A 25,573-nucleotide genomic window follows, 5' to 3' on the forward strand; every position below is an offset into this window, starting at 1 on the left:
GCGGGCAAGCTGCGCGGCCGGTCCGGCGTGCGTCGCGGCCATCTCGATATACTCGCGGGAACCGTGCGTTGCGGCGCCGTGTCGGCGCACCGGCGACCGGCCCAGGTCGGCTGGACCATGCACGCAAACCCCGTCGCGGCAGCGTTGCGCGACGACGATTCACGACAGGAGCAGGTCACATGACAATCGTTTCTCCGCGCCTCGCCGGCAAGTGCGCATACATCACGGGCGCCGCGGGCGGCCTCGGCCGCGCGATCGCGCGCCGGATGGTCGAGCAGGGTGCGCGCGTGTTCCTGACCGACATCGCGGAAGCGGCGGTGCTCGATGCGTTCGCGCAGGAACTCAATGCGGGCCGTACGACGCCGGTCGCGTTCGCCGCAACCCAGGACGTGCGCGACGAAGCGCGCTGGCAGGCGCTGCTCGCGCAGGCGACCGACGCGATGGGCGGGCTGTCGGTGCTCGTCAACAACGCGGGCGTCGGCTCGATCGGTTCGCCCGCGCAAATCGAGCTGGACGAATGGCGGCGCGTGATGGCGATCAACGTCGAGAGCATCGTGCTCGGCTGCAAGCATGCGCTGTCGTACCTGGCCGAGAGCCATCCCGCGTCGATCGTCAACATCTCGTCGGTCGCGGCGTTCAAGGTCGAGCCGGACTTCACCGCGTACAACGCGTCGAAGGCGGCGGTCGCGTCGCTGACGAAGTCGGTCGCGATCGATTGCGCGCGCCGCGAGATCGACGTGCGCTGCAATTCGATTCACCCGGCGTTCATCCGCACGGGGATCGTCGAGCCGCTGTTCCAGTCGCTCGGCGAACGCGACGCGACGCGTAAGCTCGCGCGCGGCATTCCGCTGCGCCGGCTCGGCGAGCCGGACGACGTCGCGCACGCGGCCGTGTATCTCGCATCCGACGAGAGCCGCTTCGTGACGGCCGCCGAACTCGTGATCGACGGCGGCATGTGCGCGGTCTGACACGCATCCCGAACCACGACGATTGGAGGAGAACATCATGTCGACAACCGTGAACCGCCAGCTGCTGCTGAAGACGCGCCCCGAAGGGCGGGTCGGCCGCGAACACTTCTCGCTCGTCGAGACGCCGGTGCCAGCGCTTGCCGACGGCGAGGTGCTCGTGCGCGTGCTGTATCTGTCGATGGACCCGACCAACCGCGTGTGGATGAGCGACGTGCCGCAGTACCTGCCGCCCGTCGCGATCGGCGAGGTGATGCGCGCGCTCGGTATCGGCCGCGTGGTCGCGTCGCGCCATGCGGGTTTCGCGGAAGGCGAGCTCGTGCAGGGGCTCGTCGGCTGGCAGGACTATGCGGTCGTGCCGGCCGAGCAGGCCGCGCAGCTCGTGAAGCTGCCCGCGCAGTCGGGCCTGCCGCTGCCGACGCTGCTCGGCGCGTGCGGGATGAGCGGGCTGACCGCGTACTACGGGCTGACCGACATCGCGCCGGTGCAGCCGGGCGAAACGCTCGTCGTGTCGGCGGCGGCCGGCTCGGTCGGCTCGATCGCCGGGCAGATCGGCAAGATTCACGGCGCACGGGTGGTCGGCATCGCGGGCGGCGCGAACAAGTGCCGCTACCTGACCGAGACGCTCGGCTTCGACGCGGCCGTCGACTACAAGGCCGACGATTTCCGCCAGCAATTGAAGGCGGCGACGCCGGACGGCGTGCACGTGAACTTCGAGAACGTCGGCGGCGAGGTGATGCGCGCGGTGCTGTCGCGAATGGTGATCGGCGGGCGCGTCGCGCTGTGCGGCGTGATCTCGAACTACAACAGCGGCCGCGCGGCCGACGACGTCGGCGTGCTGATCTCGAAGCGGCTGACGATGCGCGGCTTCCTGATCCTCGATTACCGCAAGAGCCGCGAAGCCGTGCAGACGCTCGCGGGCTGGCTGCGCGACGGCCGGCTCAAGGCCGAGGAAACCGTGGCCGACGGTCTCGAAAACGCGCCCGACGTGCTGAACCGCCTGTTCGACGGCGACCATCGCGGCAAGCTCGTGCTGCGCGTCGATCCGGACGCGTGACGGGCGTGCGACTTCGGTCGCATCGGGCCGCGGGGCCGTGTCGACTGCGCTGAGTTCGATCGATTCGGCTGCAGTTTAGGACTTGTCCCATATATTGTCCGGGCCGCTCTCCTTACAGTAATTGCCAGCACACGGGCGGCGTGACCGATGCGTCACGCCGCCCGTTTTTTCGGTCACGCGGCAGAGGAGAGGGAACATGCGCAACAACGCGAAGCGATCGGCATCGGCGACGGCAGTGGGCGCCGGCGTCGTGCGGACGATGGTGTTCGGGCTCGGTGTCGTGTTCGCGATGTCGATTGCCATGCCGAACGCGATGGCGGCCGGACAGCCCGCGTCGGATGGCGTCGTGCGGTTCGCCGGTTCGCTCGTCGACCTCTACGACGTGACGCTCGATGCCCCGGCGGGCGTGCAGGTCGACGCGCGGGACGCGGCCGGCGGCGCGGCAACGGCCACGCTCCGGTTCGATGCGCATGGCCGGCGCCTGGCCGGTGCGCAGGTAGCGCTGGTCGGGCCCGACGGCGCGCCGCTCGCGTCGGACGGTGGCGCGGCGGTGCGGGTGACGTGGCGCGATGCGCGCGACGAACGAAGCGTGCCGCTGGCGCCGGGCCGGGCTCATCGCGTCGGCCCGTACGGCGGCGTGATGACGGTCGCGGCGGATGAAGCAACGGGCGCCGTGGCGCCCGTCTTGATCCATATCCGTCATCCGTGACCGGCGATTGCCGCACGCGTGCGGCGCGCCGGCGGCCGGACGCGCGTCATTCGCCCTGTTCGGCGCGCGCGTAGATGTCCCAGCTCGCCATGAACAGCGCGGCGACGAGCGGCCCGATCACGAAGCCGTTGATGCCGAACAACGCCATCCCGCCGAGCGTCGAGATCAGCACGACCCAGTCGGGCATCTTCGTGTCCTTGCCGACGAGGATCGGGCGCAGCAGGTTGTCGACGAGGCCGATCACGCCGACGCAGAACACGACGAGAATTACGCACTTCCAGACCGAGCCGATCATCAGCAGGTAGAGTGCGGCCGGCACCCACACGAGGCCCGCGCCGATCGCGGGCAGCAGCGACAGGAACGCCATCAGCGCGCCCCACAGCACGACGCCCTCGATCCCGAGGATCCAGAAGATCAGGCCGCCGAGCGCGCCCTGCACGAGCGCGACCGCGATGTTGCCCTTCACGGTCGCGCGCACGACCGTCGTGAACTTCGCGAGCAGCAGGTTCTTGTGCTCGTCGTCGAGCGGCAGCGCGCGGCGCACGCGGCGGCCGATCTCGCCGCCGTCGCGCAGCAGGAAGAACACCATGTACAGCATCACGCCGAAGCTCACGATGAACTGGAACGTGTTCTGGCCGATGCTGAGCGCCTGAGTCGCCGCGAACTGGCTGATCTGCGCGGCGCCGTCGGTCAGCTTCTTCTGGATGCCCGGGATGTTGGTCAGCCCGTATTTCTGCAGCAGATGCTGGACCGACGACGGCAGTGCGTGAACGATGTCCTGGAAGTACTGCGAATAGTTCGGCTGCGCGGTCTTGATTTCCTGGTACACGTACGCGATTTCCTGCACGAGCGTGCCCGCCACGAACACGAGCGGCAGGATCACGATCAGGATGATCAACGACAACGTGACGAGCGCGGCCAGGTTGCGCCGCTTGCCGAAGCGCGCGGCCAGCCAGCGCTGCACGGGCTGGAACAGGATCGCGAGAATGGTGCCCCAGAACACGGCGCCGAAGAACGGTGCGAGGATCCAGCAGAGTCCGACGGTGACCGCGAACAGCAGGAAATAGAAGAATTTTTGGTGATCTTGTCCGCTATCCATGGGTGACATTCGCGCAGATTGATGCGTGGTTTGATTGAATTTCGTTGCCCTGTGCGCGATCGATTCGCGAACGTCACGGGTTCGCGGCGAAACGCGTTGCGGGGCGGCCCACGCGGAGTATGCCCGCAAAGGTGCCGCCATCATAGCCGCTGCGTGGGAGACATGCGAAAACGCCGCGGCCGGGGCCGCGGCGCTGCCGGGAAGCGAACGCGGTGCGAGGCCGCGTGCCGCGTCGTCAGATGTGGAGCTTGGTGACCTTCGTGCCGTTCACCGACAGGTCGCCCATCAGGCCCGCGTTGGTCAGGACCAGCACTTCCACCGGTGCGGTGGCCGTGTTGGTGTCGACCGCGCCGTTCGCGCCGACCTTCACGACCGCGACCGACGCGTCGGCGCCGGCCGACCAGCCTTCCGACTTGCGGAACGAGTCGAGCGCATCCTGCGTCATGAACAGGAACACGACCGCCTTCGACTGCGCGCCGGCCTGCAGCCCGACCGACAGCGACGACGTGTTGTAGTAGCCGACGGTACTGCCGCCGACGCGTAGCGCGCCGTTGCCGGACTGGGCGCCGACGATGAAGCCGGCTTGCAGCACGTTCGGGAACACGAGGACGCCGCGTGCCTTCGAGACCAGATCGCGCGAGCCGGGCACCGTCGAATACAGGCGCGACAGCGTGGCATTCACGCTGGCGTCGATCGACTGGCGTTTCGACGCGCTGGCCGCCGCGCTATCGGGTTTGTCGGACGTGGTCGTGCAGCCGGCGAGGGCGAGGCTGCCGAGCATCACGGCAGCGGCGGCTTTCATGGCGAGGGATTTCTGCATGGCGGTTTCTCCTTCGTTGTCTGATTGAGAGCGGACGGTGCGGGCGACGGTGCGGGCAGCCCCGTTCAACGGCGGGAAAGGAGCAGCCCCGCGACGAACGCGAGGCCCGCGACGACGCCGGCGGTCTGCCACGGATTCTCGTGCACGACCTGCGACATGCGTTCGGCCGAATCGCGCAGCCGGGCGGCCGCGCTGCCCGACGCGTAGTCGAGCGCGCCGCGCGCTTCGTCGATCCGGGACTGGATGCGTTTGCGCAAGGCGGCGATATCGCCATCGCCGTCGTTTTTCAACAAATCTTCCAGTTCGTCGACCAGCCCGCGCAGATCGTCGCTCACGTCGGCTTGCAGGTCGCGGGCGGCGGAGCGGGTCGTACGGCCAACGCGTCGGCCGGTGCGGCGGATATCGGACAGGCCGCGGTCCAGCTTGTGTTCGATCGAGTCGGTAAGCGCCATGGTGTTTATCCTCCTTCGATTCCAGGCTAATTTGAAGATAAGACGAATCGCAGCAACTAGTGTGATTCACTTGATCCGTCTGAGTTTCGAGACAAATTTTCAATTCGTCGGCGGGATTGCCCGAGCGCCCCGTCACGCGGGGCGGAGCGGCGGTTGAAAAAATTTCGCGTCTCGGCCGACGCAGCGTGTCGAACAGCGGATCGCAGTGAAAGCCCGGTAAATATGGCGTTGCCGGGCCATCAGGTAAATAGTGCCGTTGCAGGTCGCGTACTGATGCAATTGCACTAATCGACGCCAGATCGAGGCGCACGATTCGTGCCCGGTGCCGATCGCCCACCGCTGCCGTCCAGCGCGACGTCGATGACGACGGGATCGTGGTCGGACGAGCGGTAGGCGTCGGGCGCGTAATAAGCAGACCGTCGCGCGGACGTTTTGTAATCGGGCACGGGTTGCAGGACGAGCGGTTCGTCCGCGTTGATGTGCCAGAACTGCACGGCCTTCACGCGCGCGGCGAGCGGCGGCGTGGCAAGTGCGTGGTCGAGATTGCCGGCTTCGCCGCGAAATACGTAGCTGTACGCAGCATCGCCGACGAAGCGGGCAACCAGGTTCGCATAGCCGCGCGCTTCGAGCGTGCGAATCGGGTCTTCCTTCGCATAACTGTTCAGATCGCCGATCAGCAGCACGCCGTCGGCCGCGACGCCCGTCGGCGAGGTGGCGAGCCAGTCGGCGACGCGCGCGGCCGCCTGGGTACGCGCCGCGTTCCAGCAGCCCTGGCCGTCGGACTGGTCGAGATTGGCGTCGCTCGCATGCGGGCAGTTCTTCGACTTCAGGTGATTGACCGCGACCGTGAACGCGCGCGTGCCGCCGATGCGCCGGAACGTCTGAGCGAGCGGCGGGCGGTGCCGGCCGCCGAGTGCGACGGTGGCGGCGCGCCCGACCGGCTCGACCGTGCGGCTGTCGTACAGCAGCGCGACCGCGATCGCGTCGCGGCCCAGCCGCGCGGTGCCGGGATCGACCGCGCGCCAGCCGTCGCCGAGTTGCGCGGCGAGACGCGTCACGGCGCTCGCGTCGCCGTAGCCGTTGTTCGCGATTTCCATCAGCCCGATCACGTCGGCGCGCAGCGCGCGCAACGCCGCGACGATCTTCGCTTCCTGCCGCGCGAACGCGGCAGGCGTTTTCGCGCCGCGGCCGCCCGGCGCGTCGAATCCGCCGCCGCGGCCGTCGCCGTTGAAATAGTTGAAGACGTTGAACGATACGACGCGCACGTCGGCGTCGGGATGCCGGGCCGGTGCCGCGGTACGCGGGTTCGCGGCGGCCTCGAACACCGGCGCCGTGCCGGCCACCGGTTGCAGCCGCCATGCGCCGTAGCGCCACTCGAGCACGCCCTCTATGCCGCGTACCGTGTAGCCCGCGCGCAGCGTGTTGGCGGCGCTCAGCGCGGGCGGCGGATAGCGGACGGTCGCCGGGTCGCGGCGGCTCGAACCGTCGTCGAGCACGATGCGGTTCAGTGCGTTGGCTGCGGCCTGGGCAGCAGCATCGGCCGGCAATGCGACCTGGGTCGGTATGCGCAGCCGGCCGCTGCTCAGCACGATGCTGCCGTAGCGGCCGAGTTCGTAGGTATCGCTGACCGTCAGCGTTTGCGGCAGGCGTACGCGCATGGCTTCGTGCGCGGCCAGGACGGCGGGCGACGCGACCGGCAGCGCGAGCGTGGCCGGCGTGACCGTCTGCCCGCGTGCGCAGACGGTCACGCGGCCCGACAGGGTGAACTGCGTCCGGCCGTATTGCTCGTCGACCTTGCCGGTCAGATGCACGAGATTGCCGGGCTCGGCGCGCGCGTTCGGCGCGTGGACGAACAGGCCCTCGGGGACGCCCGGCCGGCGTTGCCGTTGCGCGTCGGCCTGCTGGACGAAGAAGCCGCCCAGGCCGCCGGCGCCGCCGAACGCCGCGGTGACGACCGCTTCGATCGACGTCGTTTGCCCGGCGAGCGGCGACGGCCGGCCGGCGCGGCGGATCTCGGCAATCGCCGTGGTCGCGCCGCCGCAGCCGCTGCTGACCGGCAGCGCGGCGACGGCCGGCCAGGCGAAGAGCGGTGCGCAGAGCATGGCGGACAACGCCGCGAACGGCGCAACGGCGAACAGGGGGAGCGGGCGTGACATGAGACGGTCCACAGGATGAAAATCCGACGGTTCGGGACCGCATCTTGAAGGCAAACTGTCAGGCTGCGACCGAAATGGCCGTCCGGCCAGTGCCGGTTGGCCAACGATGCGGCAAGCCGCCCCGCGGCTGTTACGCTTTCGCATCGGCCGTCGCATGCCGCTCGCCCGGCGCATGCCGCGGCGCCCCGTCCCCACAGGAGAAATCCATGTCTTACATGCTGTTGATTGTCGAACCGACCGAGCAGCGCGCCGAGCGCACGCTCGACGAAGGTCAGGCGCTTTATGCGCGCATGGTCGATTTCGCCGAGTCGCTGAAGGCGCGCGGCGTGCTGCGCGGCGTCGAGTCGCTGGAGCGGTCCGAGCGCGGCACGCGCGTGCAGGTGCGCGACGGCGAGACGCGCCTGCTCGACGGCCCGTTCGCGGAGGCGAAGGAGATGATCGGAGGCTTCTTCCTCGTCGACGTCGACACGCGCGAGGAAGCGATCGAGATCGCGCGCCAGTGTCCGGCTGCGCAATGGTGCACGGTCGAGGTGCGCGCGGTCGGCCCATGTTTCCTGTGAGCGTCGCGACTCGGTATTTACCCTGATTTGTCGTGGCGCGTGTCGATCCGGCCGTCTTCCGCCCGTCGTCCGGGTAAGGCGCCGCGGAACGGGCGCCGCTTTCCACCGACGAGAGGAGTGAACGATGCGATTCATGATCATGATCCGGGCGAACGCCGTCAGCGAATCCGACGCGTTGCCGGACAACCGGCTGGTCGAGGCCATGACGGTCTATCACGAGGAACTGGCGAAGGCCGGCGTGCTGCTCGACGCCAACGGCCTGAGATCGAGCGCCCATGGTTGGCGCGTGCGCTACACGGGCGGCAAGGGCACGGTGATCGACGGCCCGTTCGCCGAAACGAAGGAACTGATCGCCGGCTATACGCTGATCCAGGTGCGTTCGCGCGACGAAGCGCTCGAATGGACGCGCCGGTTTCCCGCGCCGTTCGGCGCCGAGCTCGATTGCGAGATCGAGGTGCGGCCGCTGTTCGAGCTCGACGACCTGACGCCGAGCGACGCGGTCGAGCGGTTCCGCGATCTCCACGTCGGCCGTAGCCACGCCTGAACCAACCTCACAGGGAGCACCCGTCATGCACAAGATGGTTTTCATCAATCTGCCGGTAGCCGACCTGCCGCGCGCGAAGACGTTCTACCAGGCGCTCGGCTTCGAGGTCGTGCCGGCCTATACCAACGATCAGGCCGCCTGCATCCGGATCAGCGACGCGATCTTCGCGATGCTGCTCGTGCGGCCGTTTTTCCAGACCTTCACCGACAAGACCATCATCGATCCGGCGACGCACATCCAGGTGTTGTCGTGCCTGTCGTGCGACAGCCGCGCCGAAGTCGACGCGATCGTCGCGAAGGCGCTGGCGGCGGGCGGGGCCGCGCCGCCAGCGCCGCGCGAGTACCCGAACATGTACGGCCACGGGTTCACCGATCCGGACGGCCACACGTGGGAACTGATGGCCATGCCGCTGGACGCGTCCGCCCAGGGGCAGGCGTCGTGACGCGTGAGGCGACTCATCGTGCGATCGAAGCGGTCTGGCGAATCGAGGCGCCGAAGATCATCGCGCGCGCCGCGCGCGTGGTGCGCGACGTCGGCGTGGCCGAGGAGCTGGCGCAGGACACGCTCGTCGCGGCGCTCGAGCACTGGCCCGTCGACGGCGTGCCCGACAACCCGGCCGCCTGGCTGATGACGGCCGTGAAGCGCCGCGCGCTCGACCGGGTCCGGCAGGAGTCGCTTCATGCGGCGAAGCGCGATCAGCTCGGTCACGAGATGGACGCGCTCGAAGCGCATGTCGTCCCCGATATCGCGGACGCACTCGCCGACGCGCGCGACGACGACATCGGCGACGACCTGCTGCGGCTGATCTTCACGTCGTGCCACCCGGTGCTGTCGACCGACGCGCGCGTCGCGCTGACGCTGCGGCTGCTCGGCGGGCTGACGACGGGCGAGATCGCGCGCGCGTTCCTGACGCCCGAGCCGACGATCGCGCAGCGGATCGTGCGCGCGAAGCGCACGCTCGCGGCGGCGCACGTGCCGTTCGAGGTGCCGGCCGCCGATGCGCGGCCCGCGCGGCTCGCGTCGGTGCTCGAAGTGATCTATCTCGTGTTCAACGAAGGCCACGCGGCGACGGCGGGCGACGACTGGATGCGTCCGGCGCTATGCGACGAGGCGTTGCGGCTCGGTCGCGTGCTGGCCGGGCTCGCGCCGGACGAAAGCGAAGTATTCGGGCTCGTCGCGCTGATGGAGCTGCAGGCGTCGCGCATGCATGCGCGCATCGACGCGCAGGGTCGGCCCGTGCTGCTGCTCGACCAGGACCGCAGCCGCTGGGATCCGTTGCTGATCCGGCGCGGCCTCGCCGCGCTGGAGCGGGCGACGAAGCTCGGCGGCGTGCGCGGGCCGTATGCGCTGCAGGCGGCGCTTGCAGCGTGCCACGCGCGCGCACGGCAGGCTTCGGACACGGACTGGGCACAGATCGTCGCGCTGTACGACGCGCTCGCCGAAGTCGCGCCGTCGCCGGTCGTCGAGCTGAATCGCGCGGTCGCGGTAGGGATGGCGTTCGGGCCGGCCGCGGCGCTCGAACTCGTCGACGTGCTGCGCGACGATCCGGCGCTGGCGCGCTATCACTGGCTGCCGAGCGTGCGCGGCGATCTGCTCGCGAAGCTCGGCCGCGCCGACGAGGCCAAGCGGGAGTTCCGCCGTGCGGCGGAACTGACGCGCAACGAGCGTGAGCGCGAATTGCTGCTCAAGCGCGCGATGGATGCGTGACGCATCGCGCATGACGCGCGTGGCGCCGCGGCAGCGCCCATCTTCGCGGCCATCCGCCGCGTTCGCCCCCGACACTATCGCCCGCATTGAAAAAGCCTATTGGGGGATGCGAACGCGAGCGCCTAGATTGAAGAGCACGATGCGCGCCCGGCGCACGCATCGTTCCCCACATATCTGATCGGCCCGGCGTCGCACGCGGCCGCGCCGACTCGAACGGAGGCGCAAATGGCTCAACTCAAGGGCAGCAAAACCGAAGAGAACCTGAAGGCCGCATTCGCGGGCGAATCGCAGGCGAATCGGCGCTATCTGTATTTCGCTTCGAAAGCCGACGTCGAGGGGCAGAACGACGTCGCCGCGCTGTTCCGCTCGACGGCCGAAGGCGAAACCGGCCATGCGCACGGCCATCTCGAATACCTGGAAGCTGTCGGCGATCCCGCCACGGGTTTGCCGTTCGGTTCGTCGCGGCTGAATCTCGAATCGGCGATCGCCGGCGAAACGCACGAATACACCGACATGTATCCGGGCATGGCGAAGACCGCGCGCGACGAAGGGTTCGACGAAATCGCGAACTGGTTCGAGACGCTCGCGAAGGCCGAACGCAGCCACGCGAACCGCTACACGAAGGCGCTGGACAGTCTCGTCGACTGACGGGACGTCGCAGGTCGCGCTGCAACGCCGCGCGGCCGGCACCGGCCGGCGGTTCGTTCATCGCCGCCCGCACCGCGCGGGCGGTGCGCTTGCGCACATGCGCGCCACGCGGGAGCGCCCCATGCCCCACAAGGAAGGCAGTCTCGAAGCCCCGACCCGGCATCCGCTCGACTGGCAGTCCGAAGCGTTCTACGACCAGGCCGCGATCGATGCGGAAATGACGCGCGTATTCGACATCTGCGCCGGATGCCGGCGCTGCGTGTCGCTGTGCGGCGCGTTTCCGGCGCTGTTCGACCTCGTCGACGACACGCCGACGGGCGACATCGACGAAGTGCCGAAGGCCGCATTCGGCAAGGTCGTCGACCAGTGCTATCTGTGCGACCTCTGCTACATGACGAAATGCCCGTACGTGCCGCCGCACGCATGGAACGTCGATTTCCCGCACCTGATGCTGCGCGGCAAGGCTGCGCGTTACAAGCGCGGCGAAGCGCCGCTGCGCGACAAGGTGCTGTCGAATACCGATGCGCTCGGCCATTTCGCGGGCATTCCGGTCGTCACGCAGACGGTCAACGCGGCGAACCGCACGCCGCCTGCGCGCCACGCGCTCGAAGCGCTGCTGGGCGTCGACCGCGACGCGTGGCTGCCGGAGTTCGCGCCGCGCAAGTTCCGCCGCGCCGCGAAGCGCTCGGATGGCCCGCCGGTACGCGACGGCGAACGCACGCCCGGCAAGGTCGCGATCTACGCGACGTGCTACGTGAATTTCAACGAGCCGGGGATCGGCCACGACCTGCTCGCGATTCTCGCGCACAACGAGATCCCGTACGAGCTCGTCACGCGCGAAGCGTGCTGCGGGATGCCGTTGCTCGAGCAGGGCAATCTCGACGGCGTCGCCGCGAAGCAGGCCATCAACATCCCGGTGCTCGAACGCTATGCACGCGAAGGCTACGCGCTGATCGGCGCGATCCCGAGCTGCGTGCTGATGTACAAGAGCGAACTGCCGCTGATGTTCCCCGGCGACGCGGCCGTGCGTGCGGTGGCCGACGCGTTCTGGGATCCGTTCGAGTACGTGATCGCGCGGCATCGCGACGGACTGCTGAAGACCGATTTCAAGACCGGTCTCGGCACCGTGTCGTATCACGTGCCGTGCCATGCGCGCGTGCAGAACATCGGCCGCAAGACGGCCGATGCGCTGTCGCTCGTGCCCGATACGCGCGTGAACGTCGTCGAGCGCTGCTCCGGCCACGCGGGCACGTTCGGCGTGAAGAAGGGGTTTCATGCCGATGCGATGCGGATCGGCGCGCCCGTGTTCAAGGCGATGGCCGAGCCGCAGCCGGACGTCGTGTCGTCCGACTGCGCGCTCGCCGGCCATCACATCGTGCAGGGCATCGGCGAGAAGGGGTTGCCGCAAGCGCCGCTCGCGCATCCGCTGACGCTGCTGCGCCGCGCGTACGGCATCTGACGCGTCCGAACCCGCTTCGTTGCGAACACATCGACGACATCCGACGATACCCAAGGACATCCATGACGCTGACCCGCGACTCCCTGCTGACGCTCGAAGCGTACGCGAAGATCCGCAAGGCCGAACACGCGCGGCTCGTCGCGTACAAGCGCCGCCGCGCGGTGGCGCTCGGCAATCACCTGCGTTTCCTGTTCGAGGACGAGACGACGATCCGCTACCAGATCCACGAGATGCTGCACATCGAGAAGATCTTCGACGAAGCCGGCATCGCAGCGGAGCTCGACGCGTATCTGCCGCTGGTGCCCGACGGCACCAACCTGAAGGCGACGATGCAGATCGAGTACGAGCACGAGGTCGAACGGCGCGCGGCGCTCGCGCGGCTGATCGGGGTCGAGGATCGCGTGTACCTGCGGGTCGACGGGCACGCGAGCGTCTACGCGATCGCCGACGAGGATCTCGAGCGCGACAACGCCCAGAAAACGTCGGCCGTGCACTTCGTCCGCTTCGAGTTCGATGCGCCGATGCGCGCCGCGCTCAAGGGCGGGGCGGCGCTGTCGATCGGCTGCGATCATCCGGCCTATACGATGCCGCCGCAGCGCATCGACGCGGACGTGGCCGCGGCGCTGGCCGGCGATCTGCGCTGAGCCGGCGCCCACGGCGCCTGGCGGCGCCGCTTTTCCGTTCCGACCCGAAACGGGCGCGCCGCAACGCCGCGGCGCGGCCGCTCGCCCGTTGCCCCGGAAATGTAACAACCGTGACGGATTTGCATGCGGGGACACAGTGGGCGCGCCGCGTCAGCGTATTTTCATTACTCGCAGAGAAACAATAAAAAGATTGTGCATGGAGATAATTCGATCCCCTGTAAATCGAATGATTTACCGATTCGTGAATATCTTGTTACGAATTTTCCCCTGATTTACCGATTTCGGGAAGCCATTCCGCGGAGTGTCGCGGATGGGGCCGGAGCAGACCGCAACGGCCCGTTTCACGGCATTCTTCAGACGCTGTGGAGCCCCGCCAGACGGGCCTTTGCAGCCGCCGGCATAAAGATCTCGCAAAAAAATTCAAGCGTAAATGGATTGCTCGCCCATGGCAGGTTGTTTCAGTGCGTAACATTAAGTCATTGTCATATTGAGATAAACCCTGAGGATGGTATGCTTCGTGCACAAAAATTCCCACATTGGAGTGAGACCGCGATTTGTGCGCCATTGCCGGGAATCGCGGCACCGTGAAAGTGCGGTGTCGCCCGGTATGCACAACGCCGGATAACCATAATGTGCAACCTGGCCGCCCCGCGACGTGTCGCGACGGCGCCGCCAATCGCAGCCCCGGCCTGGCTGCGTGGAGAGATCGACTATGTTCTTCGATGAGCTTAACGATGAAGAGTGGTTTCGCCTTTCAGCGCTGATCGCCGATGAACCCATCCGGCTGAACCGTCGCGGGCGTCCGCGCGCCGAACCGCGCGTCGTCGCCAACGCGGTGCTCTGGATCCTGACGACCGGGGAAGCCTGGTCAAAGCTGCCCGGTCGCTATCCATCCGGGCCGACGTGCCGCCGCCGCTACGAAGAGTGGCTCGCGAACGGCACGCTGCTGAAGATGATCGACGTGCTGACCCAGTTCAGCGGGCGCACGTTCGCGTATATCCCGCCGCCGCCCGTCGCGGTCGCGCCGGCCCGCCGCGCGGAGCCCGTGCCCGACAACGACCGTTTGCGCGGCGTGTTCTGGCAAAACCCCGAGTCGTGGCAATTGCCGGTTGCGCAGGCAAACGTTTGGCCGGGCGAGGGTGCGTCGCTGAGCACGATGCGGGACGACCAGGTGGACGGCCGCTCCGGCGTGTCGTTCACGGTGCCCGGCGCGCCGGCCGCGGAACTGCGCCATGTGCGGGCGTCGGCGGCGAGCTTCGCCGCGGCCGAGCCGCAGGTCGACGAGTATCGCGGCTATACGATCAGCGGGATCGCGCAGCCCGTGCAGAACCTGATGTATCGCGCGTGGGCCGAGATCTCGCAGGACGACCGGCGCGTCGAGCGCTCGGGCCTGATCGGCCCGCGCTTCACCGACGCCGAGGAAGCCGAGCAGTACGCGCTCGACTGGGCGCGCCAGTGGATCGATCGCCACGGTGCAAGCGACGCGCCGGCGCGCGAGCCGCAGGGCGAAGTGCTGGCCGGTTTGTCGGCGCTGGCGCGCGCGGAGTCGGACATCAAGCGCTTCATCGCCGAGCGTCGCGCGGGCGCGTTGTCGGAAAGCCGCAACGATCCCGTGCAGTCGGAACGTCGCGAATACGAGTACCGCGTGGGCTGATCGCCGTTTCCGTGCCACGCGCGGGCCGTCGTGCGCCACGACGCCCGCGCGCCAGTCCGGTGTCTCCTTCGGTGTCTCCATGTCTGCCTCGCCCGGGCGCCGCTGTCGAGGCGGCGCCCTTTCGTGCATGACGGCGCCGCGTTACTGTCTGCCGTAGGTATCGTCGAAGCGGACGATGTCGTCCTCGCCGAGATACGCGCCCGACTGCACTTCGATCAGCTCGAGCGGCATCTTGCCCGGGTTCTCCAGGCGATGCGATACGCCGAGCGGAATATACGTCGATTCGTTTTCGGACAGCAGGAACGTTTCGTCGCCGCGCGTGATGCGCGCGGTGCCGCGCACGACGATCCAGTGCTCGGCGCGGTGGTGGTGCATCTGCAGCGACAGTTGCGCGCCCGGCTTCACGACGATGCGTTTCACCTGGAAGCGCTCGCCCATGTCGACCGAGTCGTAGTGGCCCCACGGACGATGCACCTTGCGGTGGTCGGTCGCTTCGGAGCCCTGTCGCGCCTTGATGTGCCCGACGATCTTCTTCACGTCCTGCACGCGCGATTTGTCCGCGACGAGCACGGCGTCGGGCGTTTCGACGACGACCAGGTTCTGCGTGCCGACGCAGGCGACGAGCCGGCTTTCCGAGTGCGCGAACGTCGATTCGGCGCCTTCGAACAGCACGTGGCCGCGGCCGACGTTGCCGGTTTCGTCCTTCGGCGAGATCTGCCAGATCGCATCCCACGAGCCGACGTCCGACCAGCCCGCGTCGAGCGGCACGACGACGCTCTCGCACAGTTGCGGCTGGCTCGCGAGCGGTTCCATCACCGCGTAGTCGATCGAGTTCGACGGCGACGCGGCGAATGCGTCGCGATCGACGCGGAAGAAGTCGCCGTCTTCCTTGCCCTGCGCCACGGCCTGTTCGCAGGCCGCGTAGATCGCGGGCTCGAGCTGCCGGATCGCCTTGAGCCAGACCGACGCGCGCACGATGAAGATCCCGCTGTTCCACCAGTATTCGCCCGACGCGACGTACTGCTGCGCGAGTTCGAGGTGCGGCTTCTCGACGAAACGGTCGAGGCGGCGTACGTCGAGGGGGCCGGTTGCGGCGTCGCCGAGCGGCGCGCCGACGCGGATGTAGCCGTAGCCGGTTTCCGCGTGCTTCGGCACGATGCCCATCGTCGCGATCTTGCCTTGCGCGGCGCAGTGCACGCCGGCCGCGACGGCCGCGTGAAAGCGCGGCACGTCCGCGACCGCATGGTCGGCCGGCATCACGGTCATCACCGCGTCGTTGCCGCCGGCGACGAGCCGCAGCGCGGCGAGCGTCAGCGCGGGCGCAGTGTCGCGACCGAGCGGCTCGAGCATGATCGTCGCGTGCTTGGCCGTCAGGCGCAGTTGCTCGGCGGTCGTGAAGCGGTGATCTTCCCCGCAGACGATCAGCACGTCGTCGTTGAGCGGATGATCGGCCGTCAGGCCGTCGAGGCGCAGCGCGGTGGACTGCAGCAGCGAGTGATCGCCGAGCAGGCCGATCAGCTGTTTCGGAAAACGCTCGCGCGACATCGGCCACAGGCGCGTGCCGGAACCGCCGGCGAGAATCACGGGCTGCACGGCGAGACGCGTGCCGGCCGCGGGGGCGGCGGAAGTAGAAGGGCGCGTTTCGGCGGCCACTGCCGGAGCATTCATGATGACACTCTCCACGGTTGAAGTCGGTGCCTGTCGTTGTAGCATGAAGTAAATCGACAATAAAACCGGACCCAATGCCGGATATCCGTCAGGCATGCGTACGGAAGAATTTTCCGCGATAGCGCCGGCCGGAAATAAAAAAATAAAAAATAATTCCGGGCGCCGGCCGGACACGACCGCCCGCAAAGGGCGGCCGGGAAGCGTAAAGATTCCGAAAAAATCTCCGTTCCCGACCGATTCGGGAAAACCTGCCGATTTAATTAAAAAAGATCGCGGCAAGAATTTCCGATTATTTTTCGAAATACTTGTGCGCTTGAGGAGGAATTTTCTTGTCGCTTCAATAGCGTCATGCAACGTTTGAATCGAATGCGCGGCATGGGCTGCGCAAGGCGCTGTTCGGCAAACGCCTGTTCAAAGAAGAGGAAACAGACATGTTGAGCGTGCTGGCGAGAGTCATCGATATCGCGATGGTCGTGACGGGTGCGCTGATCGCGGCCGCGTTGCACGACGGCAGCATCGGGCTCAGCGACCTGCAGCGCACGACGGTGCTGTTCGACTGCCTGCTGGTCGTCGTGTTCTTTCCGGCCGTCGGCATCTACCAGTCGTGGCGCGGCAAGCGTCTCGTCGGGCTGGTGGTCCGCGTTGCGTTCGCGTGGCTCGCCGTGGAGCTCGCGGGCATCCTGCTGAGTTTCAGCTTTCACCAGTCGGGCGACCTGTCGCGGCTGTGGCTGGGTTACTGGGCGCTCGCGACGACGGCGCTGCTCGCGGGCTCGAAAGCCTGCGTGCACGTGGTGCTGCGGCAATTGCGCCGCGGCGGCTACAACCTGAAGGCGGTCGCGATCGTCGGCGGCACGCCGGCGGCACGGCGGCTGATCGCGCAGATGCGGGCGCGGCCGGAAGCCGGCTTCAACCCGGTGTGCGTGTACGACGAAAGCGAGGCGCCGGGCGAAGTCGCGCTCGACGACGTGCGTATCGAGCGGCAGTTCGAATCGCTGGTGTGGCTGGTGCGCAGCCGCGCGATCAGCGAGCTGTGGCTCACGCTGCCGATCACGGAGGAGCGTCGGATTCACGAGATCGTGACGGTGTTCCGCCACGACTTCGTGAACATCCGCTTCATTCCGGACGTGCGCACGCTGTCGTTCTTCAACCAGGAAGTGGTCGAGGTGCTCGGCGTGCCGGCGATCAATCTCGCGGCGTCGCCGATCACCGACGTGCGGATCCTGCCGAAGTTCGTGTTCGACCGGCTGTTCGCGCTGGCGGCGCTCACGGCGCTCGCGCCGGTGATGGTGCTGATCGCGGCCCTGATCAAGCTGACCTCGCGCGGGCCGGTGTTCTTTCGGCAAAAGCGCAAGGGCATCGACGGGCACGAGTTCGAGATCTACAAGTTTCGCTCGATGAAGGTGCATCAGGAAGTGGCCGGGCAGGTCACGCAGGCAACGAAGAACGACTCGCGCGTGACGCCGGTCGGCCGGTTCCTGCGGCGCACGAGCCTCGACGAGCTGCCGCAGTTCATCAACGTGCTGAAGGGCGAGATGTCGGTGGTGGGCCCGCGCCCGCATGCGCTCGCGCACGACGACATCTACAAGGATCTGGTCAAGGGCTACATGTTCCGCTACCGGATCAAGCCGGGCATCACCGGGTGGGCGCAGATCAACGGCTTTCGCGGCGAGACCGACCAGATCGAGAAGATGATGGGCCGCGTGAAGCTCGACCTGTACTACATGCAGAACTGGTCGTTCTGGCTCGACATCAAGATCGTCGTGCTGACGCTGTGGAAAGGCTTCACCGGCAGCAACGCGTACTGACACCGACGCGCCGCGTCACGCAGGCATTCCGGTTTTCCGAATTTCGAATCATTGGTCAAGGGGTCCGACACATCATGAATCTGACTATCATCGGCAGCGGTTACGTAGGGCTTGTCACCGGCGCCTGTCTCGCCGACATCGGGCACGACGTGTTTTGTCTCGACGTCGACCAGGCAAAGATCGACATCCTGAACGACGGCGGCGTGCCGATCCACGAGCCGGGCCTGAAGGAAGTGATCGCGCGCAACCGCTCGGCCGGCCGCCTGCGCTTCTCGACCGACGTCGAGGCCGCGGTCGCGCACGGCGACGTGCAGTTCATCGCGGTCGGCACGCCGCCCGACGAGGACGGCTCGGCCGACCTGCAATACGTGCTCGCGGCGGCGCGCAACATCGGCCGCTACATGACCGGCTTCAAGGTGATCGTCGACAAGTCGACGGTGCCGGTCGGCACGGCCGAGCGCGTGCGCGCGGCGGTCGCCGAGGAGCTCGCGAAGCGCGGCGGCGACCAGATGTTCTCGGTCGTGTCGAATCCGGAATTCCTGAAGGAAGGCGCGGCCGTCGACGATTTCACGCGGCCGGACCGCATCGTGATCGGCTGCGACGACGACGTGCCGGGCGAGCGCGCCCGCGAGCTGATGAAGAAGCTCTACGCGCCGTTCAACCGCAATCACGAGCGCACACTGTACATGGACGTGCGTTCGGCCGAGTTCACGAAATACGCGGCGAACGCGATGCTCGCGACGCGCATCTCGTTCATGAACGAACTGGCGAACCTCGCCGACCGCTTCGGCGCGGACATCGAGGCCGTGCGCCGCGGGATCGGCTCCGATCCGCGCATCGGCTACCACTTCCTGTATGCCGGCTGCGGCTACGGCGGCTCGTGCTTCCCGAAGGACGTCGAGGCGCTGATCCGCACCGCCGACGAGCACGGCCAGTCGCTGCAGATCCTGAAGGCGGTGTCGTCGGTCAACGCGACGCAAAAGCGCGTGCTCGCCGACAAGATCGTCGCGCGTTTCGGCGAGGACCTGACCGGCCGCACGTTCGCGCTGTGGGGCCTCGCGTTCAAGCCGAACACCGACGACATGCGCGAGGCGCCGAGCCGCGAGTTGATCGCCGAGCTGCTGTCGCGCGGCGCGCGCGTCGCCGCCTACGACCCGGTCGCGCAGCAGGAAGCGCGCCGCGTGATCGCGCTCGATCTCGCCGATCACCCGAGCTGGCTCGAGCGCCTGACCTTCGTCGACGACGAGGCGCAGGCCGCGCGAGACGCCGACGCGCTCGTGATCGTCACCGAATGGAAGGCGTTCAAGAGCCCCGACTTCGTCGCGCTCGGCCGCCTGTGGAAGACGCCCGTGATCTTCGACGGCCGCAACCTGTACGAGCCGGAGACGATGAGCGAGCAGGGCATCGAGTACCACCCGATCGGCCGGCCGGGCTCGCGCCAGGCCGTCGCCGCCCGCGTGCCGGGCGCCGTGCGCGCCGGCGCGTAACCCGTTTTCCGTCACTCGTTACGAGACGCCATGTTCCGGAACATCCTGATCGTCTGCCACGCGAACGTCTGCCGCAGCCCGGCGGCGGAAATGCTGTTCAAGTCGCACGCCGCGTCGCGCGGCGGCCCGCGCCCGACGTTCCATTCGGCCGGCGTGCACGCGAACGACGGCGACGGCATCGATCCGGTGATGCGGAAACTGCTGGCCGAGCGGGGCGTCGATGCGACGACCCATCGCTCGCGGCGGCTGTCGCGCCGGATCGTGCGCGACGCCGACCTGATTCTCGTCAGCGAGCGCGATCAGATCAAGGCCGTCGAATCGGTCGATCCGTTCGCGCGCGGCAAGGTCCACCTGCTGGGCAAGTGGGAGGACGCCGAGATCGCGGACCCGCATGGCGGCCCCGAGGCCGACTATCGCGAGAGCTACTCATTGATCGAACGTCTGGTTCAAGGATGGCTGCAAAAACTATGCTGAAACGTCCCATGCGCCCGCTGGCGCTCGCCGTCGCGCTGACGACCTTCCTGTCGGCCTGCGCAACCGCGCCCGGCAACTACCTCGACTCGTCGAACCTGAAGGACGACGGCCGGCAGGAAGCGGCCGAGACCTATCCGGTTCATTACATCGACGCCAAAGTGGTGATGGATCAGCTGCAGAAAGCGCAGGTCGACCATCCGCTGCCGCCCGGGCGCTTTACCGATCCGTCGCAGTACACGTATCGCGTCGGTCCGCAGGACATTCTCGGCGTCACCGTGTGGGATCACCCGGAGCTGACGACGCCGCAGGGCCAGTCGTTCTCGAGCGGCGGCAACACGACGCAATCGGTCGCGGGCGCGCTGCAGCAGCCGTATACGACCGCGCTGCCAGGTCAGGCCGATCCGTACGGCCAGACCGTGGCCGCCGACGGCACGATCTTCTTCCCGTTCGTCGGCCGCATCCGCGTGGCGGGCAAGACGGTCGCGCAGATCCGCGACGAGATGGCGTCCAGCCTGGCGCGCTACGTGAAGAACCCGCAGCTCGACGTGCGCGTGCTGTCGTTCCGCAGCCAGAAGGTGCAGGTGACGGGCGAGGTGAAGCAGCCGGGCCCGCTCGCGGTGAGCGACGTGCCGCTGACGCTGGTCGACGCGATCTCGCGCTCGGGCGGCTCGACCGCCGAGGCCGACCTGCAGCGCGTGCGGCTCACGCGCGACGGCAAGCTGTACACGCTCGATGCGAACGGCGTGCTCGATCGCGGCGAGGTGAAGCAGAACGTGATGCTGCAGCCGGGCGACATCGTCAACGTGCCGGACCGCAGCGACAGCCGCGTGTTCATCATGGGCGAGGTCAAGACGCCGGTCACGGTGCCGATGCTCAAGGGCAAGCTGACCATCGCCGATGCGCTGACGGCCGGTGGCGGCATCCTCGACACCGACGCGAACCCGCGCAAGATCTACGTGATGCGCGGGATGCGCGACAACCCGACGAAGCCCGAAGTGTTCCGTCTCGACATGACGCAGCCCGACGCGCTGATGCTGTCGAGCCGCTTCCCGCTTCAACCGCTCGACGTCGTCTACGTCAGCACGGCCGGCTCGGTGCAGTTCAACCGCGTGCTGCAGCAGGTGCTGCCGACGATCCAGACGATCTTCTACATGCGGCAAATCACGCGCTGATAGCCCGCCGGGGCGGCGTCCGCCCCCCGGCACCACTCAAGCGGGAACGAATGGTGAACACGCAAGCGAAACACTCCTACGCGGACCTGACCGCGAAAACCGAGGAAGAGGACGTCGTTCTCGGCCAGTTGCTCCAGGTCATCATGGACGACATCTGGCTGCTGCTCGGCATCGCGGTGACGGTCGTCGCGCTCGCCGGCCTCTATTGCTTCATCGCGAAGCCGGTCTACCAGGCGGACGTGCACGTGCGGGTCGAGGGCAACGACAACACGTCGCAGGCGCTCACGCAGACGCAAACGGGCGCGTCGATCAACAGCGGCCCGCAGCAGGCGCCGACCGATGCGGAAATCGAGATCATCAAGAGCCGCGGCGTCGTCACGCCGGTCGTCGAGCAGTTCAAGCTGAACTTCTCGGTCGCGCCGAAGACGCTGCCGGTGATCGGCAGCCTCGCCGCGCGCCTCGCGACGCCGGGCCAGCCGTCGCGGCCGTGGCTCGGCCTGAAGTCGTATGCATGGGGCGGCGAAGTCGCCGACGTCGACTCGATCAGCGTCGTGCCGGCACTCGAAGGCAAGAAGCTGACGCTGACGGCCGGCCCGGACGGCACCTATTCGCTGGTCGACGCGAACGGCACGCGGTTGCTGGCGGGCCGCGTCGGCGAGCCGGCGCAGGGTGGCGGCGTGACGCTGCTCGTGCAGAAGCTCGTCGCGCGTCCCGGCACGCAGTTCACGGTGGTCCGCTACAACGATCTCGACGCGATCACCGGTTTCCAGTCGGGCATCCAGGTGACCGAACAGGGCAAGCAGACGGGCGTCGTGCAGATCTCGCTCGAAGGCAAGGACCCGGACCAGACCGCCGCGATCGCGAACGCGCTCGCGCAGTCGTACCTGAACCAGCACGTGATCGCGAAGCAGGCGGAAGCGACCAAGATGCTCGACTTCCTGAAGGGCGAGGAGCCGCGCCTGAAGGCCGATCTCGAACGCGCGGAAGCCGCGTTGACGCAGTACCAGCGCACCTCGGGCTCGATCAACGCGAGCGACGAGGCGAAGGTCTACCTCGAAGGCAGCGTGCAGTACGAACAGCAGATCGCCGCGCAGCGCCTGCAGCTCGCGTCGCTCGCGCAGCGCTTCACCGATTCGCACCCGATGGTGATTGCGGCGAAGCAGCAGCTCGCGGAGCTGCAGGGCGAGAAGGACAAGTTCAGCAACCGCTTCCGCAGCCTGCCGGCGACCGAAGTGAAGGCGGTCCAGCTCCAGCGCGACGCGAAGGTCGCCGAGGACATCTACGTCCTGCTGCTGAACCGCGTGCAGGAGCTGTCGGTGCAGAAGGCCGGCACGGGCGGCAACATCCACCTCGTCGATTCGGCGCTGCGCCCGGGCGATCCGATCAAGCCGAAGAAGGCGCTGATCCTGTCGGCCGCCGTGTTCCTGGGGCTGATCCTCGGCACCGGCGTCGTGTTCCTGCGCCGCAACCTGTTCCAGGGCATCGAGGATCCGGACCGCGTCGAGCGTACGTTCAACCTGCCGCTGTACGGGCTCGTCCCGCAGAGCGCCGAGCAGGTGAAGCTCGATGCCGCGGCCGAGAAGGGCGGCACTCGTGCACGGCCGATCCTCGCGAGCCTGCGTCCGAAGGACCTGAGCGTCGAAAGCATGCGCAGCCTGCGCACCGCGATGCAGTTCGCGATGATGGACGCGAAGAACCGCGTGATCGTGCTGACCGGCCCGACGCCGGGCATCGGCAAGAGCTTCCTGACGGTCAACCTCGCGGTGCTGCTCGCCCATTCGGGCAAGCGCGTGCTGCTGATCGACGCCGACATGCGCCGCGGGATGCTCGACCGCTACTTCGGCCTCACCTCGCAGCCGGGGCTGTCGGAGCTGCTGAGCGACCAGTCCTCGCTCGAGGACGCGATCCGCGAGACGCCGGTGCAGGGCCTGTCGTTCATCGCGGCCGGCACGCGCCCGCCGAACCCGTCGGAGCTGCTGATGTCGACGCGCCTGCCGCAATACCTCGAAGGCCTCGGCAAGCGCTACGACGTCGTGCTGATCGATTCGCCGCCGGTGCTCGCGGTGACCGACGCGACCATCATCGGCCGCATGGCCGGCGCCACCTTCCTGGTACTGCGCTCGGGCATGCATACGGAAGGCGAGATCGCCGACGCGATCAAGCGCCTGCGCACCGCGGGCGTCGATCTGGAAGGCGGGATCTTCAATGGCGTGCCGCCGAAGGCGCGCGGCTACGGCCGCGGCTATGCGGCCGTGCACGAATACCTGAGCGCTTGATCGCATTGCACGACACCGGGCCGGCGCGCGCCGCATCGGCCCGGCCGAATGGAGAACCCTCGATGAAAATTTCCGTGCTCGTTCCGACCTACCGGCGTCCCGCCGACCTCGCGCGCTGCCTGCTGGCGCTGCAGCGGCAGCAGCGGCTGCCCGACGAGGTGATCGTCGTCGCGCGCCCGGAGGACGACGCCACGCACGAACGGCTCGCCGATCCGGCGGTCGGCGGCGCGCTGCCGCTGCGCATCGTGCCGGTCGACGTGGCGGGGCAGGTCGCCGCGCTGAACAAGGGGCTCGACGCGTCGACCGGCGACATCGTCGCGATCACCGACGACGATGCGGCGCCGCGCCCCGACTGGCTCGCGCGCATCGAAGCCGCGTTCCTGTCCAACCCGCGCGTGGGCGCGGTCGGCGGCCGCGACTGGGTGCACGAAAAAGGCCGCCTGCTCGACGAATCGCGCGAGCAGGTCGGCCAGCTCACGCTGTCGGGCAAGATCATCGGCAATCATCACCTCGGCGTCGGCGGCGCACGCGAAGTCGACATGCTGAAAGGCGCGAACATGAGTTATCGCCGCGCGGTGATCGAACGGCTGCGCTTCGACACGCGGCTGCGCGGCGCCGGCGCGCAGGTGCACAACGACATGGCGTTCAGCATGGAAGTGCAGCGCGCGGGCTGGACGCTGCTGTACGACCCGGCGATCGCCGTCGATCATTTCCCGGCCGAGCGCTTCGACGACGACCGTCGCGATGCGGCCTCGCTGAACGCGATCAGCAACGGCGCATACAACCTGCAACTGACGCTGCGCGAGCATCTGCCGCCGCTACGGCGCGAGATCGCGTGGTGGTGGTGGACGCTGATCGGCACGCGCGTCTATCCGGGCTTCGCGCACGTGCTGCTGTCGTTGCCTACCGCGCGGCGCGCCCGCGTGCTCGCGCACTGGCGCGCGGTGCGCCGCGGCGCGCGCGATGCGCGCCGCACGAACCTCGCCCCCCACCGCGCGGCGATGCCGCCGGTGACGTCTTGAACGGCCCGCGCGCAGTGCGCGCGGCCACGCCCGGAGGGCTCGCATGACCATGAAGGATGCAACGAAAGTTCACGTCCATTTGTTCTATGGCGCCGATCCGCGTACCTACCGGAAAGGCGACGACATCGGCTGCCTGTACGGCTACCACCACGCCGAATCCGACGAATTCCGGCTGACCTATTCGCAGGACGGCCGCGAGAACCGCGTCGTGAGCATCGCGCGCCGCGCGCTGAAGGCGGCGCTCGGCTTCGACGTCGTGCATGCGTGGCGCAACCGCGCGGCGCTGCTCGATACCGACGTGATCTGGACCCACACCGAACAGGAGCATCTGGCCGCCGCGCTGATCCTGAAGCTCGCCGGCGCGCAGGGCAAGCGCCCGCTGCTGCTTGCGCAGAGCGTGTGGCTGTTCGACAAATGGAACAGCTTCGGCGGCCCGCGCCGCTGGCTGTACCGCAAGCTGCTCGCGCGCGCCGACGCGCTGACCACGCTGGCTCGCGACAACGCCGACCTGTGCCGCCGCTACCTCGGGCGCGAAGCCGAGTTCGTCTATTACGGGCTGAACACGCAGGACTTTCCGCCGGTCGAGCCGCAGCAATGGAAGCCGAACCGGCCGCTGCGGATCGCGGCGATCGGCAACGACCGCGACCGCGACTGGCGCACGTTCCTCGCCGCGTTCGGCGGCGACGCGCGTTACGACGTGCGGCTCGCGACGCGCCGCCGCGTGCCTCGCGAGTGGCACGCGCCGAACGTGAAGATCGGCCCGGCGGCGGGGCTCGCGAAGCAGCACGAGCTGTACGCGTGGGCCGACGTGATCGTCGTGCCGCTGCGGCCGAATTTCCACGCGTCGGGCATCACGGTGATGCTCGAGGCGGCGGCCGTCGGCAAGCCGATGATCGTGTCCGACGTGGGCGGCCTGAGCGACTACTTCCCGCACGATACGGCCGCCTATGTGCCGGCGTTCGACGCGCAGGCGATGCGCCAGGCCGCCGATCGCTTCGTCGCCGACCCGGTGGCGGCGCTCGACTGCGCGCGGGCGGCCGCCGCGTGCCTGCGCGAACGCGACCTGACCACGCAGGCGTTCGCCGAGCAGCACGTGCGGATTACGCGCGACATGCTGCGCCGGCGCCGCACGCCCGCGGCGGCCGGCGTGGCGATGCCGCTCGCCGATTCGCGTCCTTCGTCGCAGTGAGCTCGG

The 25,573-nt window shown here is 68.0% G+C and carries 24 protein-coding genes; 19 read left to right on the forward strand and 5 right to left on the reverse strand.

Annotation, left to right across the window (positions count from 1 at the left end):
- Window positions 1-179 precede the first annotated feature (179 nt).
- From WS54_RS03510 to WS54_RS03520, 3 genes are all read left to right on the forward strand, one after another.
- Window positions 180-968 (forward strand): SDR family oxidoreductase, encoded by a 789-nt coding sequence (locus tag WS54_RS03510; RefSeq protein WP_059784161.1) that lies wholly within the window; start codon window positions 180-182, stop codon window positions 966-968.
- Between the two features lie 37 nt (window positions 969-1,005).
- Window positions 1,006-2,022 carry an NADP-dependent oxidoreductase gene (locus tag WS54_RS03515; RefSeq protein WP_059785104.1) on the forward strand — a complete coding sequence of 339 codons (1,017 nt, stop codon included), beginning with the start codon at window positions 1,006-1,008 and terminating at the stop codon, window positions 2,020-2,022.
- A 196-nt stretch (window positions 2,023-2,218) separates the two neighbouring features.
- Entirely contained in the window at window positions 2,219-2,731 is a 513-nt protein-coding gene (locus tag WS54_RS03520; protein WP_059784159.1) for a hypothetical protein, read from the forward strand.
- Window positions 2,732-2,777: 46 nt separating this feature from the next.
- Here WS54_RS03520 and WS54_RS03525 read toward each other — a convergent pair whose 3' ends face one another.
- The 4 genes from WS54_RS03525 to WS54_RS03540 form a co-directional block, all read right to left on the reverse strand.
- Window positions 2,778-3,830, reverse strand: a complete 1,053-nt coding sequence (locus tag WS54_RS03525) for an AI-2E family transporter (RefSeq protein ID WP_059784156.1) — start codon at window positions 3,828-3,830, stop codon at window positions 2,778-2,780.
- Window positions 3,831-4,065: 235 nt separating this feature from the next.
- Window positions 4,066-4,650: a BPSL1445 family SYLF domain-containing lipoprotein gene (locus WS54_RS03530; protein WP_034205289.1), complete on the reverse strand. Its 585-nt coding sequence runs from the start codon at window positions 4,648-4,650 to the stop codon at window positions 4,066-4,068.
- Between the two features lie 65 nt (window positions 4,651-4,715).
- The gene (locus WS54_RS03535; RefSeq protein WP_034205288.1) at window positions 4,716-5,102 is read right to left on the reverse strand and encodes a DUF883 family protein; all 387 of its coding nucleotides are present in this window, start codon (window positions 5,100-5,102) and stop codon (window positions 4,716-4,718) included.
- Between the two features lie 284 nt (window positions 5,103-5,386).
- Window positions 5,387-7,258 (reverse strand): ExeM/NucH family extracellular endonuclease, encoded by a 1,872-nt coding sequence (locus WS54_RS03540; protein WP_059784153.1) that lies wholly within the window; start codon window positions 7,256-7,258, stop codon window positions 5,387-5,389.
- 206 nt (window positions 7,259-7,464) lie between these two features.
- On the opposite strand from WS54_RS03540, the gene WS54_RS03545 reads away from it, so the two are divergent.
- The 8 genes from WS54_RS03545 to WS54_RS03585 all read left to right on the forward strand — a co-directional run bounded on the left by WS54_RS03545 (window position 7,465) and on the right by WS54_RS03585 (window position 14,474).
- Window positions 7,465-7,818 carry a YciI family protein gene (locus WS54_RS03545; protein WP_027782496.1) on the forward strand — a complete coding sequence of 118 codons (354 nt, stop codon included), beginning with the start codon at window positions 7,465-7,467 and terminating at the stop codon, window positions 7,816-7,818.
- Between the two features lie 124 nt (window positions 7,819-7,942).
- Window positions 7,943-8,362, forward strand: coding sequence for a YciI family protein (locus tag WS54_RS03550; RefSeq protein ID WP_006482945.1), 420 nt, complete (start codon window positions 7,943-7,945; stop codon window positions 8,360-8,362).
- Window positions 8,363-8,387: 25 nt separating this feature from the next.
- Complete coding sequence (locus WS54_RS03555; RefSeq protein ID WP_059784151.1) at window positions 8,388-8,804, forward strand: VOC family protein; 417 nt, start codon at window positions 8,388-8,390, stop codon at window positions 8,802-8,804.
- Window positions 8,801-10,069 carry an RNA polymerase sigma factor gene (locus tag WS54_RS03560; protein WP_059784148.1) on the forward strand — a complete coding sequence of 423 codons (1,269 nt, stop codon included), beginning with the start codon at window positions 8,801-8,803 and terminating at the stop codon, window positions 10,067-10,069. Before WS54_RS03555 ends, WS54_RS03560 begins: the two co-directional genes overlap by 4 nt.
- Window positions 10,070-10,294: 225 nt before the next feature.
- On the forward strand, window positions 10,295-10,717 hold the full coding sequence (locus WS54_RS03565; protein WP_006497294.1) for a rubrerythrin family protein: 423 nt from the start codon (window positions 10,295-10,297) through the stop codon (window positions 10,715-10,717).
- 121 nt (window positions 10,718-10,838) lie between these two features.
- Window positions 10,839-12,176: a heterodisulfide reductase-related iron-sulfur binding cluster gene (locus WS54_RS03570; RefSeq protein WP_059785101.1), complete on the forward strand. Its 1,338-nt coding sequence runs from the start codon at window positions 10,839-10,841 to the stop codon at window positions 12,174-12,176.
- Between the two features lie 62 nt (window positions 12,177-12,238).
- The gene (locus WS54_RS03575) at window positions 12,239-12,820 is read left to right on the forward strand and encodes a DUF3501 family protein (protein ID WP_059784145.1); all 582 of its coding nucleotides are present in this window, start codon (window positions 12,239-12,241) and stop codon (window positions 12,818-12,820) included.
- A 712-nt stretch (window positions 12,821-13,532) separates the two neighbouring features.
- The gene (locus WS54_RS03585) at window positions 13,533-14,474 is read left to right on the forward strand and encodes a transposase (protein WP_034205283.1); all 942 of its coding nucleotides are present in this window, start codon (window positions 13,533-13,535) and stop codon (window positions 14,472-14,474) included.
- A gap of 141 nt (window positions 14,475-14,615) precedes the next feature.
- Here the strand turns inward: WS54_RS03585 and WS54_RS03590 are convergent, their stop codons facing one another.
- Complete coding sequence (locus tag WS54_RS03590; protein ID WP_059784143.1) at window positions 14,616-16,142, reverse strand: mannose-1-phosphate guanylyltransferase/mannose-6-phosphate isomerase; 1,527 nt, start codon at window positions 16,140-16,142, stop codon at window positions 14,616-14,618.
- A 94-nt stretch (window positions 16,143-16,236) separates the two neighbouring features.
- On the opposite strand from WS54_RS03590, the gene WS54_RS33515 reads away from it, so the two are divergent.
- The 8 genes from WS54_RS33515 (at window position 16,237) to WS54_RS03625 (ending at window position 25,567) form a co-directional block, all read left to right on the forward strand.
- Window positions 16,237-16,503, forward strand: coding sequence for a hypothetical protein (locus WS54_RS33515; RefSeq protein ID WP_155294385.1), 267 nt, complete (start codon window positions 16,237-16,239; stop codon window positions 16,501-16,503).
- A gap of 70 nt (window positions 16,504-16,573) precedes the next feature.
- Window positions 16,574-17,947: an undecaprenyl-phosphate glucose phosphotransferase gene (locus tag WS54_RS03595; protein WP_034205281.1), complete on the forward strand. Its 1,374-nt coding sequence runs from the start codon at window positions 16,574-16,576 to the stop codon at window positions 17,945-17,947.
- A 74-nt stretch (window positions 17,948-18,021) separates the two neighbouring features.
- Window positions 18,022-19,434: a UDP-glucose dehydrogenase family protein gene (locus WS54_RS03600; RefSeq protein WP_059784140.1), complete on the forward strand. Its 1,413-nt coding sequence runs from the start codon at window positions 18,022-18,024 to the stop codon at window positions 19,432-19,434.
- Between the two features lie 30 nt (window positions 19,435-19,464).
- The gene (locus tag WS54_RS03605) at window positions 19,465-19,908 is read left to right on the forward strand and encodes a low molecular weight protein-tyrosine-phosphatase (RefSeq protein ID WP_034205279.1); all 444 of its coding nucleotides are present in this window, start codon (window positions 19,465-19,467) and stop codon (window positions 19,906-19,908) included.
- A complete protein-coding gene (locus tag WS54_RS03610; protein WP_034205278.1) occupies window positions 19,902-21,080 on the forward strand; it encodes a polysaccharide biosynthesis/export family protein in 1,179 nt (392 codons plus the stop codon). Before WS54_RS03605 ends, WS54_RS03610 begins: the two co-directional genes overlap by 7 nt.
- A 50-nt stretch (window positions 21,081-21,130) precedes the next feature.
- Entirely contained in the window at window positions 21,131-23,356 is a 2,226-nt protein-coding gene (locus WS54_RS03615; protein ID WP_059784137.1) for a polysaccharide biosynthesis tyrosine autokinase, read from the forward strand.
- A gap of 62 nt (window positions 23,357-23,418) precedes the next feature.
- Window positions 23,419-24,378: a glycosyltransferase family 2 protein gene (locus WS54_RS03620; protein ID WP_059784134.1), complete on the forward strand. Its 960-nt coding sequence runs from the start codon at window positions 23,419-23,421 to the stop codon at window positions 24,376-24,378.
- A 43-nt stretch (window positions 24,379-24,421) separates the two neighbouring features.
- Window positions 24,422-25,567: a glycosyltransferase family 4 protein gene (locus tag WS54_RS03625; protein ID WP_034205275.1), complete on the forward strand. Its 1,146-nt coding sequence runs from the start codon at window positions 24,422-24,424 to the stop codon at window positions 25,565-25,567.
- Window positions 25,568-25,573: the final 6 nt, after the last annotated feature.

This window comes from Burkholderia sp. NRF60-BP8 (assembly GCF_001522585.2).
GTDB lineage: Bacteria > Pseudomonadota > Gammaproteobacteria > Burkholderiales > Burkholderiaceae > Burkholderia.